The sequence below is a fragment of the Tenacibaculum aestuarii genome (assembly GCF_964510395.1).
Lineage (GTDB): Bacteria > Bacteroidota > Bacteroidia > Flavobacteriales > Flavobacteriaceae > Polaribacter > Polaribacter aestuarii.
In genome coordinates, this window is record NZ_CAZEFY010000001.1 from 770300 (window position 1) to 785273 (window position 14974).

Genomic DNA, 14974 nt, shown 5'->3' on the forward strand with positions numbered 1-14974 from the left:
TTTTGTTAAATCCAAATTTTTGAGGAATTATTTTTATAATTTAGCTTCCGATTATAATTTAAACTATTCATGAAGACAAAATTTTTAATAGTATTCGCTGCGTTTTTGGTAAGTGTTTCGTCAATAGCTAATAATGAAGATGTATGGGGGCCAACTGGTCATAGAGCAACAGGAAAGATTGCAGAAAAACACTTGACTAAAAAAGCTAAAAAGAAAATAGAAAAGCTATTACAAGGAGAAAGTTTAGCGTTTGTATCTACTTATGCAGATGAAATAAAATCTGATAGAAAGAAATATGGTAAATTTTATACTTGGCATTATGTAAATATGCCATTAGATGCTCGTTATGAAGATACCGAAAAGAACCCAGAAGGAGATATGGTTACGGGTATTGAGGAATGTATGAAAGTACTAAAGGATGAAAATAGCTCTACAGAAGATAAACGCTTTTACTTAAAGATGTTAGTGCATTTAGTAGGAGATTTACATCAGCCAATGCACATAGGTCTAAAAGAGGATTTAGGAGGAAATAAGATACAAGTTCAGTGGCATGGTAAAGGATCAAATTTACATAGAGTATGGGATGAAGATTTACTTAATAAATGGGATATGAGTTATATTGAGTTAGCTAATAATACCAAGCAATTATCAAAAGAGCAAGTAAAAGTAATTCAACAAGGAACTGTGGTAGATTGGTTACACGATACACATAAAATAACCAAAGAGGTGTATAAATCTGTTGAGGTAGGAGAGAATTTACGCTACCGCTATTCATATGTTTATTTTCCTGTAGTGAGAGAACAATTACAAAAAGGAGGATTACGTTTAGCTAAATTATTGAATGAAATTTATAGCTAAAAAATAAAAGTATTACTGATAGTAAAAGCCCGAAAAAAGTATTTTTTCGGGCTTTTTTCTTGTTAATGTTTCGTTAATTCTGCTTTTTAACTAACACAATCAGTTAATTTTGAGAGGAAACAAATATCAAATGCATAAAATTCTAGTACTTTTTTTAGGGAGTTTCATGTTGTTTTCTTGTAAAGAAAAACCAAAAGAAACATATGAAGTTACAGAGTCTTCGATTAAAATAGTCACGCTAAACTATGAAGATTTAAAACCGCTGTTGCATAAAAATGATGATAAAACTTATGTTGTCAATTTTTGGGCAACTTGGTGTATGCCTTGTGTAAAAGAACTACCTGCTTTTGAAAAGTTAAACGCAGCGTATAAAGATAAAAATGTAGAGGTAGTTTTGGTGAGTTTAGATTTTCCTAAACAGAAGGAAAGTAACTTAATTCCATTTGTTAAAAATAGAAAATTAGAATCTAAAGTACTTCATTTTGATGATGCAAATGAACAGTTTTGGATACCAGACATTGCTGAAAATTGGTCGGGTTCTATACCAGCAACGTTAATTTACAATAAAGAAAAAAGAAAGTTTTACGAGCAATCATTTAGCTATGAAGAGTTACAACACGAATTACAAACCTTTTTAAACTAAATAATTATGAAAACATTTAAAATAACATTGTTATTGTTAGTGGTTGCAACTATATCTGCATTTACTATTAATCCATCAAAAGGATATAAGGTAGGAGATGAAGCTACAGATTTTTTACTAAAAAATATAGACGACACCATGGTTTCTTTAGCTGATTATTCAGAAGCAAAAGGATTTATTGTAGTGTTTACGTGTAATATGTGTCCGTATTCAGTAGCAAATGAAGACAGAATTATTGCGTTGGATAAAAAATACAAAAAGAAAGGATTTCCTGTAATTGCTATTAATCCAAATGATCCAGAGGTTTCAAAAGGAGATAGTTTTGAAGCGATGAAAGTACGTGCAAAAGAAAAAGGTTTTACTTTTCCTTATTTGTTTGACGAAGGTCAAGAGGTGTATCCAAAATACGGAGCAACTAAAACACCACATGTTTACATATTGAATAAAAAGAAAGGTAAATTAATTGTTGAATACATTGGCGCTATTGATGATAGCTCCCGTAACGAGAATAATGTAAAAGAACGTTTTGTTGAAAATGCGGTTGATGCTTTGTTGAAAGGAGAAAAGCCAACAAAAACTGATACTAGAGCAATAGGGTGTTCTATAAAAGATAAAAGAAACAGTTAATAAATACTAATAGGATATAAAAATCCCACTCTTATGTGGGATTTTTATTGTTTAAACAGAATTAATACACATTTTCAATCGTAGTTATAACAATCAACTTAAAATTAAATAATGAAGAAACTATTACTATCACTACTATTTGTTAGTGCAGCATTAACAGCACAAACAGTCGATTTAAATTATTACCTACCACAAGATGTTTCTTACAATCAAAATATACCAACACCAAAATCTATTTTAGGGCACGAAGTAGGAGAGTGGCATGTAACTCACGATAAATTGGTAGAGTACATGAAAGCATTAGCAATATCTTCAGATAGGGTAACGTTTGAAAATAGAGGAACAACTTATGAAGGAAGACCATTAGTGTTGTTAACAATTACTTCCCCAAAAAATCATCAAAATTTAGAAGCAATACGAGAAAAGCATATTAAAGCAACAAATGATGCTTTTGTAGATGTGTCTAATAATCCAATTGTGATATACCAAGGATTTTCAATTCATGGAAATGAGGCAAGTGGAACCAATGCAGCGTTAGCAGCCGCTTATTATTTAGCAGCGGGAGAAGGGCAAAAAATTGAAGAATTATTAGATAATTCGGTAATTCTTTTTGATCCAGCGATGAATCCAGATGGTTTACAACGTTTTGCGTATTGGGCAAATACAAATAAGGCAAATAATATAAATCCAGATCCAAATGATAGAGAATATCATGAGGTTTGGCCAGGTGGAAGAACGAATCATTATTGGTTTGATATGAATCGTGATTGGTTACCAGTTCAGTTGCCTGAGAGTAGAGCAAGAATTCAAACTTTTCACAAATGGTTGCCGAATATTTTAACCGATCATCATGAAATGGGAACAAATTCTACCTTCTTTTTTCAACCAGGAATTCCGAGTAGAACAAATCCGTTGACTCCAAAAATGAATCAGGAGTTGACCAAAGAAATTGCTACGTATCATGCAAAAGCATTCGATAAAATTGGTTCAACCTATTATTCAGAAGAAAGTTTTGATGATTTTTACTATGGAAAAGGATCAACTTTCCCAGATATTAATGGAAGTATCGGAATTTTATTTGAACAAGGAAGTTCTCGCGGGCATGCGCAAGAAAGTGAAAACGGAATATTAACGTTTCCATTTACAATTCGTAACCAGTTTACAGCAGCATTATCAACGTTAGAGGCTGCAAAAAGTATGCGAACTAAAATCTTACAATACCAACAAAACTTTTATAAAAACTCAAGAAGTTCAGAAAAGAACAATGCTATTGTGTTTGGAGATGAAAAAGATGCAGCGAAAACAAATCATTTAGCAGAAGTTTTACAACGTCATCAGGTAAAATTCCATGAGTTAAAAGAAGATTTTACATCCAACGGAAAAGATTTTAAGAAAGGATACAGCTACGTAATTCCGATGAATCAAAAAAATCATCGATTGGTAAAAGCGATGTTTGCTGTTCAAACGAAATTTAAAGATAGCTTGTTTTATGATGTATCTGCATGGACATTTAATCATGCTTTTGGGGTTGATTTTGCTGATAATGTTTCGTTGTCGAAAGCAGGAGCTGAGGTAACTAAATTACAACCAAAACAAGGGAGAATTCAACAAAAAAGTAGTGTAGGATATTTATTTCCATGGAATGAATACAATACACCAAAAGCGTTGAACACAATTTTAGAAAAAGGATTACGAGCTAAAGTAGCGATGAAAAAGTTTACAAATGATGGTAACTCGTATGATTACGGAACCATTTTTATCCCTGCTCAAAATCAAAAATTAAATGGAAGCGAGTTATTTAATTTCTTAGGTACAATAGCCAGTGAAAATCATATAGAAATAAAAGGAGTTTCTACAGGATTGAATGAGGGAATTGATTTAGGAAGTAGAAATTTAGAAACCGTAAAACAACAGAAAGTAGCGATGTTAGTAGGTAACGGGATTACAAGTTATGATGCAGGTGAAATTTGGCATTTGTTAGATCAGCGTTACGATATGAAATTAACGAAGTTAGATACTGATTATGCTGCGAGAGTAAACTTAGATAAGTACACAACGATTATTGTTCCTAATAGTCGTTCACTTGACAAGAACTTAGAAGAAAAATTGAAGGTTTGGGTACGTAATGGAGGTGTGTTAATTGGATACCGAAACGCAGTAAACTGGTTATCGAATAAAGGGTTTATTGATGTGAAATTTAATAAAACTAAAATAGACTCTCTGAAAGATGTGTCGTTTGAAAATCGTTCGTTACAATCAGGAGCACAAGTAATTGGAGGAGCTATTTTTGAAGCAAAGGTTGATCGCTCACACCCAATCAATTTTGGATATAAGAATGATAAGATAGCTTTGTTTAGAAACACCAAGCAATTCATTCAAGCGGATGCAAAAAGTTTTAACAATCCAATTCAGTACACAAGCAATCCGTTATTGAGTGGTTATATTTCAAAAGAGAACTTAAAGGAATTGAAAAACACTGTTCCGTTTAAAGTTCAGCGATTAGGGAGTGGTAGAGTGATTGTTTTTACAGATAACACCAACTTTAGAGCGTTTTGGTTTGGAACTAACAAATTATTGATGAACGCTATTTTCTTTGGAAAGTTGATGTAACAGAATTAGAGGTGTAACAAAATTCTAAATAACTCGTCTTTTAAGTACATTAATCAATAAAGAACTATGAGTTTATTAAGGGTTTTATTAGCAATTTTATTTCCACCTTTAGCAGTAATAGGAAAAGGATGCGGATCAATCATAATTGTATTTTTACTGACGCTTTGTGGATGGGTTCCAGGAGTTATAGCAGCACTTATCATATTAAACAATCCGAATTAAAAAGTGTAATAATTTGGGAAATGAATTAATTAAAAAAAAGCCATTTTGATAACATCAAAATGGCTTTTTTTATAGACTCTTTTTTCTTCTGGATTCTCTATTCAAGAACTTCTTCTATAATTTTTCCAGTAGATCCGTTTGGGAATTCAATTTGTAATAAATTAGAAATCGTTGGAGCAATATCTACAATTTCATATTTCTTTTTAGAAACTCCTTGTTTAATTCCGTTTCCGTAGAAAATCATAGGAATGTGAGTGTCATAAGAATATCCTGACCCATGTGAAGTTCCTTTTCTAGAACTACTAGCTAGTGTAGACGGATTTGGAACTAAAATCACATCACCCGAAAATTTTTGATTATAACCGTTTTGTAAAACATGTAAAATTCCGTTAGTAAACGTAGTAGTTTGCATGGTTCTAGCAGTTACAGCTTTGTAAATTCTCTTATGATTAATAGCTTCGTCAGCGATAGTTTGTGCTACCGTTTCATAATCTAATTTTAACTCTCTGATTTTATCTTTATTCAAGAAAACTTGAAAGTTTGAAACATTTTCAATGATTTCATCCGATTTAAAATGCTTTACAGTAATCTCATTTAAAAAGTTTTTAAAAGCTACAGGTTTTACATATCCTGCAGGTATTTTTAAAGATTCTAAGTATGATGGAACTTGTACCGCAGCATGATCGGCAGTTAAGAATAATGTATAGTTGTCTTTTCCAACTTGTGTGTCTAAAAACTTAAATAATTCTGCTAAATCTTGATCCAAACGTAAATACGTATCCTCAATTTCTTTAGAAGCTACTCCAAATTGATGCCCAACATAATCTGTAGAAGAATAACTGATAGCTATAAAATCAACAAATTCAGATTTTCCTAAGTTTTCACCTATAATAGTAGCTTTGGCAAAATCGGTAGTAATAGAATTACCAGCAGGAATTCCTTTTATAATACTGTAATTGTTATTACTTTTTCTTAGAGTAGGAATATCATGAGGGAATACAGGTCTATCTTGTCCTTTAAAAGTAACTTCAAAATCGTTGTCGTCTTCAATACTTTGAGTGTAGGTACTGATATCATATAAAGTTTCCCAAGGCTTACTTAAATATTTATCAGCTTTTCCAGAAGCGTTAAATTCTTTTACCCAAGTAGGTAATTCATTTAAGTAAAAAGAAGAAGAAATCCATTGTCCTTTATCACCACCATCAAACCAGTAAGCAGCATCAGCAGTATGACCTGCTGGTAAAATAGCTGAGCGATCTTTAATAGCAACTCCAATAGTTTTTCCTCTCATATTTTGAGCTAGTTTTAACTGGTCGGTAACGGTGGTCGTTAACATTCTATAAGGAGATTTTTTTCCTCCTTCACCTTCATTACCAACCGTATTGTAGTTGTCGTCATCAACACAATAAATAGTCTTCTTTAAGTATTTATCGTACCAATGGTTACTTATAATACCGTGATTTGTAGGTGTAGTTCCTGTATAAATAGAAGTATGCCCTACAGCAGTATAGGTAGGAATGTAGTTATAATGAGCATTTTCTAAAGAAAATCCTTCTCTTTGTAAACGTTTAAAACCATCATTTCCATATCGACTAGCGAAACGAGTAAGATAATCATATCGCATTTGGTCAATAACAACCCCTACAACGAGTTTAGGTTTTTGGGTACTTTTTTGAGGAGCGGTAGCACAACCTGTAATACATACAACGGCTAGTAAAAAAGCTATTTTTTTCATTTTATTCTTTAAAAATTAAAACTCAAAGGTACATAAAAAGAAAGCTAAAACTCTTAAATAAGGCGAGGAGTTAATGGTTTTTTAATACTTTAGCAGAAAGAAAAATAGATTTCGTTTAATGAATTACATTGAGCATATAGGCAAATACGTTGCAATGCTAAAGCAGGTTTTTACTAAGCCGCAAAGAGCAAGAGTGTTTCGTGAAGCTTTATTTAGAGAAATAGATGAACTAGGGCACAAGTCGATAGGAATTATAGCTTTTATATCCTTTTTTATTGGAGGAGTTATCGCCTTACAAACAGCATTGAATTTAGAAAGTCCGTTTATTCCAAAATCATTAATTGGTTTTGCGGCGAAACGATCAGTAATTTTAGAGTTTGCACCCACGTTTTGTTCTATTATTTTAGCAGGAAAAGTAGGTTCATATATAACTTCAAGTATAGGAACGATGCGTGTTACAGAGCAAATTGATGCGCTAGAAGTAATGGGAATTAATTCATTAAATTATTTAGTGTTACCTAAAATAATAGCCACAGTTTTCTTTTATCCTTTTTTAATAATCTTAGGAATGTTCTTAGGGATTTTTGGAGGATGGGTAGCAGGAGTTTTATCAGGATTGTTTTCTGGGGCAGATTACATAGCAGGAGTTCAAATGGATTTTGACCCATTTCTTATAACCTATGCATTAATTAAAACAGTGGTTTTTGCCTTTTTAATAGCTACAGTACCTTCTTATCACGGATATTATGTAAAAGGAGGGTCGTTAGAAGTTGGAAAAGCAAGTACACAGTCTGTAGTTTGGACTACAGTGCTTATTGTAATAGCGAACTATTTCTTAACCCAAATGTTATTAACCTAATGATAGAAGTAAATAATTTACATAAAGGATTTAATGGTGTTGAGATTTTAAAAGGTATATCAACATCTTTTAAACCAGGAGAAACAAGTTTAATCATTGGTCAAAGTGGTTCAGGTAAAACAGTATTTTTAAAATCATTAATTGGTTTGCATACACCTGAAGAAGGAACAATCGTGTATGACGGTTTAGCAAATATTGATATGACAATAGAGGATAAACGTCAATTTCGTCAAGAATTAGGAATGGTATTTCAGGGAAGTGCTTTGTTTGATTCACAAACAGTAGAAGAAAACGTTATGTTTCCTTTAAAGATGTTTACAAAGAAACCAGAAGATGAAATGTTAGATAGAGTAAACTTTGTACTGAATCGTGTAAACCTTGAAAATTCGAATAAAAAGTTTCCAGCTGAATTATCTGGAGGAATGCAAAAGCGTGTAGCAATTGCTCGTGCGATTGTAATGAATCCTAAATACTTGTTTTGTGATGAGCCTAATTCAGGTTTAGATCCGCAAACATCTATTGTAATAGACAACTTAATTCAAGAAATTACTGACGAATACCAAATTACTACGGTAATAAATACACACGACATGAATTCAGTGATGGAAATAGGAGATAAGATTGTTTTTCTTAAAAATGGAGTTAAAGCATGGGAAGGATCACACAAAGAAATCTTCAAAACAGATAACGAAGCAGTGGTAGATTTTGTGTATTCATCGAATTTATTTAAAAAAGTGAGAAAAGCATACTTAAATGATCTTTAGGTAACTTTCTGTTAATTAATAGGTAACAAAAAACATTAAAAATTTTTCAAAAAAACTTCTGAAAAATGTTTGTGGGAACAATAAAAGCTTCTATATTTGCACCCGCAAACGCAGAAAAGCAAAAGCAAAAAATGACCGGGTAGCTCAGTTGGTAGAGCATCTCCCTTTTAAGGAGAGGGTCCTGGGTTCGAGCCCCAGCCCGGTCACTAGTAAAGCTTCTCGATTTTACTGAGAAGCTTTTTTTAAAAGCTTTGGGGAGATTCCAGAGCGGCCAAATGGGACGGACTGTAACTCCGTTGTCTTACGACTTCGCAGGTTCGAATCCTGCTCTCCCCACGAAAACTCAATCATATCGATTGAGTTTTTTTGTTTGTATAATTATATTGTTTAGTGTTTTATGTTTTTTGTTAAACAAAATATGTATTTTTGTTTGGTCTTAAAATAATATGATATGAGAAAAGTGTTGATACTCTTAGTTTTACTTCAGTCTTTTGTTGGGGTATCTCAAAATAGTGGGGGAATATCAGGAAAGATTATTGATTCTAAAACAAGAGAAGTACTTCCTTTCGTTAATGTTTTAGTTTATGGAACAGGAATAGGGGCAGTTTCAAATGAAAAAGGGGAGTTTGTTTTGAATGATGTTCCTTTAGGCTATAATAAAATACAAGCTTCGTTTGTGGGCTATAAAACGTTAATTTCTGATGAGTATTTAGTAACAAAAGACAACTCACCTTATATAACCTTAGAGTTAATTGAAGATGCAACACAGCTAAAAGAAGTTCAAATACAAGCACCATTATTTAAAGAATCTGTAGATAGCCCATTATCTCTTCAAAGTTTGGGTATAGCAGAAATAGAAAAGAACCCTGGAGGAAACAGAGATGTGCTAAAAGTAATTCAGTCTTTTCCAGGAGTAGCATCAAATCCTGGATTTAGAAATGATATTATTATTAGAGGTGGAGCAACCTCTGAAAATAAATTTTATTTAGACGGTATTGAAGTTCCTGTAATTAACCATTTTCAAACACAAGGAGCTACAGGTGGACCTGTAGGAATTATGAATGCCGATTTAATCCGTAAAGTTGATTTTTATTCAAGTGCATTTCCTGCCAATAGAGGTAACTCTTTGAGTTCTGTTATAGAGTTTACTCAAAAAAGAGGTAATCCGACTTCGTTAAATACTAGAGCTACTATTGGAACCTCAGATGCAGGAATTACGTTAGACGGGCCTTTAGGAAAGAATACAACCTTTATGTTTTCTGCACGTCAATCGTATTTACAGTTTTTATTTAAGTTAATAAAACTACCTTTTTTACCAACCTATAGCGATTTTCAAGTAAATGTTAAATCGCAATTATCAAAAAACAGTGAATTATCAATAGTTGCTTTGGGAGCCATTGATGATTTTGAAATTAATAAAGAGGTAAACGATGGAGAAACAGATTTAGAAACGATAAAGAGGAATAAAGTTATTTTAAATTCTGTTCCCGTAAACAGCCAATGGAATTATACGGTAGGAGCAAGTTATAAGTACTTTGCTCCAAACTCAACACACTTGGTTGTGTTAAGTAGAAATGAGTGGAAAAACAAGGCGGTAAAATACTTTTTAAATGAAGAAATACCAGCAAACTTATTGTTAGATTATTCATCAAAGGAGATAGAAAACAAGTTGAGATATGAAAATAGCTTTAAGAGTGCTAACAAGATTGATTTTAACTTAGGTTTTAACCTAGAAACAGCAAGGTATACGAATAGTAACTATCAGAAAAATGCTAACTCAGATGGAGTTATTATTTACGATTTTAACTCAGCTATAGATTTTGTTAAATATGGGGTTTTTGGACAAGTGTCGAAAAGATATTTAGATGAAAAACTAGGAGTTTCTTTTGGGTTTAGAATGGACGGAATTGATTACAATTCAGAAATGAAAAAACCATTCAACCAGTTTTCACCAAGGTTGTCGTTAAGTTATAACTTGTCTGAAAAATTGACGATTAGTTCTTCAGTTGGGCGTTATTATCAATTACCATCCTATACTGTATTAGGATATAAAAATAATGTAGGTGAGTTTGAGAATAAAAATGGGTTGAAATATATACAATCAGATCATTTTGTAAGTGGATTGAGTTATAAGCCTGATACAAGTTCAAAAATAACTTTTGAAGGGTTTTATAAAGGATATAAAAACTATCCATTTTCAATAAGAAACCAGATAAGTCTAGCAAACTTAGGTGCTGATTTTGGTATTATAGGAAACGAAGCAGTAAGTTCAACATCTGAGGGTAGGGCATATGGTTTTGAGTTGTTAGCACAAAAAAAATCGTATAGTGGATTGTACGGAATAGCATCATATACTTTTGTAAGAAGTGAATTTAAAGGCGCGCAAGGAGAGTACATTCCTTCAACTTGGGATAATAAACACTTACTAACAATTACAGCAGGGAAAAAATTAAATAGAAACTGGGAAATAGGAACGAAATTTCGATTAGTTGGAGGAAAACCTTATACACCATATGATTTACAAGCTTCTTCTTTAAAAGATAATTATGATGTGCAAAACGGAGGAATTTTAGATTACTCTAGACTCAATACAAAAAGATTAGATACATATACACAGTTAGATATACGTGTAGATAAAACATGGTTCTTAAAAAAAGCAGCTATTAACTTGTATTTAGATGTTCAAAATATATATGCTAGTAGTTCTAAACAACAACCTTTTTTATTACCACTTGAAGACGAAAACGGAAGAGTAACCGATCCTAATGATAGTTCTAGATATTTGTTAGAAGAAATAGAAAGTACAACAGGAAGAGCTTTACCTCGTATAGGTGTTATTGTAGATTTTTAACAGTTTGGAAGTTTAATAATCTTTTAAAAAGAGTAAATTGCTTGCTTAAATTATCATAAGATTTTTAAATATGAAAAAAATTCTATTAGGAGCAGCATTCACTTTTTTAAGTATAACTTCAACTTCAGCGCAAAAATATCAATTCTCAACAGTAAAAGATATTGAAGATACAGAAGTAAAAAGCCAAGGAAGAACAGGAACGTGTTGGAGTTTTTCTACAACCTCTTTTTTAGAATCAGAAATTATCAGATTAACAGGTAAAAACATCGATTTATCTGAAATGTATACGGTTCGTAATACGTATTCTGATAAAGCAAATAATTACTTATACCGCCAAGGAAAAGCACAATTTAGCGAAGGTGGGTTAGCGCACGATGTAATTAATTCTGTAGAAAAATATGGGTTAGTGCCTGAGCAGGTTTTTACAGGTTTAGATCTTGGACAAGATAGACATAATCATGCAGAAATGATTGCGGTCTTAAAATCGATGTTGGATGCTTATATCAAAAATCCAGCAGGAGAATTAAGTCCAAAGTGGAAGCAATCAGTAGAAAGTGTTTTGGATGTATACTTAGGGAAAAATAAAGAAGAATTTACTTTTGAAGGAAAAAAATATACTCCTAAGTCTTTTGCAGAGTATGTAAATATTGATCCTTCAAATTATGTATCGATTAGCTCTTTTGAACATGCAAAAAAATACGACCAATTCATTTTAAACATTCCAGATAATTTTTCAAACGGGGCATTTTATAATGTTTCTTTAGATGAATTAGTAGCAGTAACAGAAGACGCAATTAAAAAAGGATATACAGTAGAGTTAGATTGTGATGTTTCAGAAAAAACATTTTCATCAAAAAACGGAGTAGCAGTAATTCCCGCTAGTAGTACAGAAAACAAAAAAGCATTGACTGAAATAGTAGAAGAAAGAACTATTACACCAAGTTTACGTCAAAGTGAGTTTGAAAACTTTAATACAACAGACGACCACTTAATGCATATTGTAGGTTTGGTAAAAGACCAAAAAGGAAACACCTATTTTAAAGTAAAAAATTCTTGGGGTAAAAATCAGGGAAACCAAGGTTATGTATATATGTCAGTTCCTTACTTTAAATTAAAAACAATATCTGTTTTATTACATAAAGATGCAATTGCACCAAAGTTGAAAAACAAATTAGATATTAAATAAGAATAAACTCTTTAAGGGTATGTAAAACGCTTGGAGACTTAGAATCTTCAAGCGTTTTTTATATCTTTTCTAATTTGGGAATTTCGTATCTTTCCAAAGTTAACAAAAATCAAAATTTATGGAAGAAAATAAGCAAGAGGAAGCTGTAGAGCAATCATCAAAGCAAGCAATACAGCAAGATGCAAAAGGCTTATGGGAAAAGATAAAGAAGTTTATATTAGAACTTCTAGATTTTAGAGATGATACCGATCAAGAAGCTACAATTGAAGCGATAAAAAGCGATATTTCTTTTAAAGGAGCAACTGCATGGATTTTAATTTGCTCAATCTTTGTCGCATCTATAGGGTTGAATGCAAACTCAACAGCTGTGGTAATTGGTGCCATGTTAATTTCTCCACTAATGGGACCAATCTTAGGAGTGGGAATGTCGATTGCAATCAATGATATTGATACATTACGAAAGTCGTTAACCAACTTAGCAACAATGATTGTGTTGAGTTTGTTAACCGCTTTTTTATTCTTCTTTTTATTTCCACTTCGTGAAGAAACTTCAGAGTTGTTAGGTAGAGTTCGTCCAGATATTCGAGATGTATTAATTGCCTTTTTTGGTGGTTTAGCTTTGATTATTGCTCGAACTAAAAAAGGAACTATTGCTTCAGTAATTTTTGGAGTAGCAATTGCAACCGCTTTAATGCCTCCATTGTGTACAGCAGGGTATGGTTTAGCAATAGGGAATTTTGATTATTTCTTAGGGGCAATGTATTTATTTACCATTAATACAATCTTTATTGCGTTAGCAACTTTCTTAGTGCTAAAGTTGTTAGGGTTTACTATGATTCGTTATGTAAACTCAGCAAAACGTAAAAGAATAGCTCAAATAGCATCTTTCATTGCTTTTTTAGTAATGGTTCCAGCTTTGTTTACTTTTGTAGGAGTATATAACGAAAGTGTAATTGATGCTAGTTATAAAAGGTTTTTAAAAGCAAAAGTGTATGATAATCCTAACTTATGGTTGCAGCGTGAAAAGCTAGAGGTTAAAGAGAAAACCATAAAATTATTTTTTAACGGAGACGTAAGCGATGCAACGGAATCTTTTTTAAGAAATGAATTAAAAACTTTCCCTAAAATAGATGCTTATTCTTTAGTTATTAATGAAAATAAAGCTAAAAGTGTTGATAGGGTAGTAGATGCTTATGATAGAGCTGTAAAAGAATTGGATGAAAAAGATAATGTGATAAAAGGTTTACACATGGAAATTGATGACTTGAAAAGAACAATTTCTAATTTAAACCAAAGAATAGAACAGGATGCTTTGTATAGAGATAAAAACTCAATTCCTTTTAGTAAAATTAGTACAGAGGCAAAAATAAGGTTTAATGATATAAAAGAAATGAGTTTAGCAAAGGTACTATCATCGAGTGATTTTATTAAAGTAGATACAACCACTGTAGTTTCTGTAAAGTGGAATAAAAAATTGAAAGACTCTGTAATTGTTAAAAATGAAAAAGAGTTAAGAACTTGGATACAAAAAGAGTTGAAAACTGATAAAATTCAAATAACAAGAAAGTAGTAGTAAAAAGATAAATTTATAATAAATAAAAAACCTCGCAATAGCGAGGTTTTTGTTTTTGATTTTTTGTTAGAGTATATCCATAAATAAGAAATTACTCTAACTATATGACACTATAATTCTGTGAAAGTCACAAAACAACGTTTAAAGCTTGTTGAAGTATAGACTTTTAATGATTCCGTCTGAAAGTCCAATTTTAGGAACATAAATTTTCCTAGCGCCGCTCCACTTCATCGCAGATAGGTATATTTTTGTTGCAGGAACAATTACATCGGCTCTATCAGGGTTTAAACCTAATTCAGAAATACGCTCTTGGTAGCTCATTTTTTTTAAGAATTGGTATTGAGCATTCAAGTAAATGTATGAGATAGGTTTGCCAATATCTCTTCCAGACATTTTAAAGAGTTTGTTGATGTTTCCTCCTGATCCAATTAAAGAAATTCGTCTGTAATCACGGGTGTTTTCTTCAATCCAGTTTTGCACTTTACTAAAAATGATCTTGTTTTCAGATTTCTTATTGTTTAGTAAACGTACGGTACCTATCTTAAAAGATTTAGAACGGATAATTTTTCCTTTTGAAAATAAAGTGAATTCAGTACTACCACCACCTACATCTACATACAAGTAGGTAGAGTCAGACTCTATTAATTGGTTTAAATCGGTAGAGGATATAATGGCTGCTTCTTTCTTACCGTCGATAATATCAATTTTAACTTCAGTATTTTTTAAAATTGAATTAACAACTTCTTCACCATTTTCTGCTTCTCTCATTGCTGAGGTAGCACAAGCTTTATAGCGTTCAACTCCATGAATTTTCATGATGAGTTTAAAGGCCTGCATTGCATCAATCATACGTTGCGTGTTTGCTTCTGAAATTCGTCCAGAAACAAAAGCATCAGCTCCTAAACGAATAGGTACACGAACTAACGATGATTTTTTAAATTGGGGTTCTCTATCTCTTTCTTCAATAACGTTAGCTACTAATAACCTTACTGCATTAGATCCAATATCAATAGCGCCGTACTTCTTTATTTTCAAAATATATAGAT

At 32.0% G+C, this 14974-nt stretch carries 12 protein-coding genes and 2 tRNA genes; 12 read left to right on the forward strand and 2 right to left on the reverse strand.

Going from position 1 to position 14974, the window contains the following annotated elements; all coding sequences use genetic code 11:
* The first annotated feature begins 69 nt into the window (after positions 1-69).
* The 5 genes from ACKTSU_RS03725 to ACKTSU_RS03745 all read left to right on the forward strand — a co-directional run bounded on the left by ACKTSU_RS03725 (position 70) and on the right by ACKTSU_RS03745 (position 4960).
* Positions 70-858 carry a S1/P1 nuclease gene (locus ACKTSU_RS03725; RefSeq protein ID WP_408035004.1) on the forward strand — a complete coding sequence of 263 codons (789 nt, stop codon included), beginning with the start codon at positions 70-72 and terminating at the stop codon, positions 856-858.
* Positions 859-988: 130 nt separating this feature from the next.
* Complete coding sequence (locus ACKTSU_RS03730; RefSeq protein ID WP_408035005.1) at positions 989-1501, forward strand: TlpA disulfide reductase family protein; 513 nt, start codon at positions 989-991, stop codon at positions 1499-1501.
* A 6-nt stretch (positions 1502-1507) separates the two neighbouring features.
* Complete coding sequence (locus ACKTSU_RS03735) at positions 1508-2128, forward strand: thioredoxin family protein (protein WP_299000545.1); 621 nt, start codon at positions 1508-1510, stop codon at positions 2126-2128.
* 111 nt (positions 2129-2239) lie between these two features.
* The gene (locus ACKTSU_RS03740) at positions 2240-4738 is read left to right on the forward strand and encodes a M14 family metallopeptidase (protein WP_408035006.1); all 2499 of its coding nucleotides are present in this window, start codon (positions 2240-2242) and stop codon (positions 4736-4738) included.
* Between the two features lie 66 nt (positions 4739-4804).
* Positions 4805-4960 (forward strand): YqaE/Pmp3 family membrane protein, encoded by a 156-nt coding sequence (locus ACKTSU_RS03745; protein WP_408035007.1) that lies wholly within the window; start codon positions 4805-4807, stop codon positions 4958-4960.
* A 97-nt stretch (positions 4961-5057) separates the two neighbouring features.
* On the opposite strand, the gene pafA is transcribed toward ACKTSU_RS03745, so the two are convergent.
* Positions 5058-6695: an alkaline phosphatase PafA gene (pafA, locus tag ACKTSU_RS03750; RefSeq protein WP_408035008.1), complete on the reverse strand. Its 1638-nt coding sequence runs from the start codon at positions 6693-6695 to the stop codon at positions 5058-5060.
* Positions 6696-6813: 118 nt separating this feature from the next.
* Between pafA and ACKTSU_RS03755 the strand changes: the two genes are divergently transcribed.
* From ACKTSU_RS03755 to ACKTSU_RS03785, 7 genes are all read left to right on the forward strand, one after another.
* A complete protein-coding gene (locus tag ACKTSU_RS03755) occupies positions 6814-7554 on the forward strand; it encodes an MlaE family ABC transporter permease (protein WP_408035009.1) in 741 nt (246 codons plus the stop codon).
* A complete protein-coding gene (locus ACKTSU_RS03760) occupies positions 7554-8318 on the forward strand; it encodes an ABC transporter ATP-binding protein (protein WP_408035010.1) in 765 nt (254 codons plus the stop codon). The genes ACKTSU_RS03755 and ACKTSU_RS03760 overlap by 1 nt, the downstream gene beginning before the upstream one ends.
* 133 nt (positions 8319-8451) lie before the next feature.
* Positions 8452-8524, forward strand: a tRNA-Lys gene (locus tag ACKTSU_RS03765).
* A gap of 47 nt (positions 8525-8571) precedes the next feature.
* Positions 8572-8654: transfer RNA gene (locus ACKTSU_RS03770), tRNA-Tyr, on the forward strand.
* A 115-nt stretch (positions 8655-8769) separates the two neighbouring features.
* On the forward strand, positions 8770-11169 hold the full coding sequence (locus tag ACKTSU_RS03775; protein WP_408035011.1) for a TonB-dependent receptor: 2400 nt from the start codon (positions 8770-8772) through the stop codon (positions 11167-11169).
* Between the two features lie 70 nt (positions 11170-11239).
* Positions 11240-12355, forward strand: a complete 1116-nt coding sequence (locus ACKTSU_RS03780; protein WP_408035012.1) for a C1 family peptidase — start codon at positions 11240-11242, stop codon at positions 12353-12355.
* Between the two features lie 118 nt (positions 12356-12473).
* Positions 12474-13925 (forward strand): DUF389 domain-containing protein, encoded by a 1452-nt coding sequence (locus ACKTSU_RS03785; RefSeq protein ID WP_408035013.1) that lies wholly within the window; start codon positions 12474-12476, stop codon positions 13923-13925.
* Between the two features lie 144 nt (positions 13926-14069).
* Here the strand turns inward: ACKTSU_RS03785 and ACKTSU_RS03790 are convergent, their stop codons facing one another.
* Positions 14070-14966: a Ppx/GppA phosphatase family protein gene (locus tag ACKTSU_RS03790; RefSeq protein WP_408035324.1), complete on the reverse strand. Its 897-nt coding sequence runs from the start codon at positions 14964-14966 to the stop codon at positions 14070-14072.
* Positions 14967-14974: the final 8 nt, after the last annotated feature.

What these genes read in the sequence shown, in the direction of transcription:
- ACKTSU_RS03755 (WP_408035009.1), top strand. Translation starts at nt 6,814, where the DNA reads ATGAATTACATTGAGCATATAGGCAAATACGTTGCAATGCTAAAGCAG.
- ACKTSU_RS03745 (WP_408035007.1), top strand. Translation starts at nt 4,805, where the DNA reads ATGAGTTTATTAAGGGTTTTATTAGCAATTTTATTTCCACCTTTAGCA.
- ACKTSU_RS03780 (WP_408035012.1), top strand. Translation starts at nt 11,240, where the DNA reads ATGAAAAAAATTCTATTAGGAGCAGCATTCACTTTTTTAAGTATAACT.
- ACKTSU_RS03735 (WP_299000545.1), top strand. Translation starts at nt 1,508, where the DNA reads ATGAAAACATTTAAAATAACATTGTTATTGTTAGTGGTTGCAACTATA.
- ACKTSU_RS03725 (WP_408035004.1), top strand. Translation starts at nt 70, where the DNA reads ATGAAGACAAAATTTTTAATAGTATTCGCTGCGTTTTTGGTAAGTGTT.
- ACKTSU_RS03760 (WP_408035010.1), top strand. Translation starts at nt 7,554, where the DNA reads ATGATAGAAGTAAATAATTTACATAAAGGATTTAATGGTGTTGAGATT.
- ACKTSU_RS03785 (WP_408035013.1), top strand. Translation starts at nt 12,474, where the DNA reads ATGGAAGAAAATAAGCAAGAGGAAGCTGTAGAGCAATCATCAAAGCAA.
- ACKTSU_RS03740 (WP_408035006.1), top strand. Translation starts at nt 2,240, where the DNA reads ATGAAGAAACTATTACTATCACTACTATTTGTTAGTGCAGCATTAACA.
- ACKTSU_RS03775 (WP_408035011.1), top strand. Translation starts at nt 8,770, where the DNA reads ATGAGAAAAGTGTTGATACTCTTAGTTTTACTTCAGTCTTTTGTTGGG.
- ACKTSU_RS03730 (WP_408035005.1), top strand. Translation starts at nt 989, where the DNA reads ATGCATAAAATTCTAGTACTTTTTTTAGGGAGTTTCATGTTGTTTTCT.
- pafA (WP_408035008.1), bottom strand. Translation starts at nt 6,695, where the DNA reads ATGAAAAAAATAGCTTTTTTACTAGCCGTTGTATGTATTACAGGTTGT.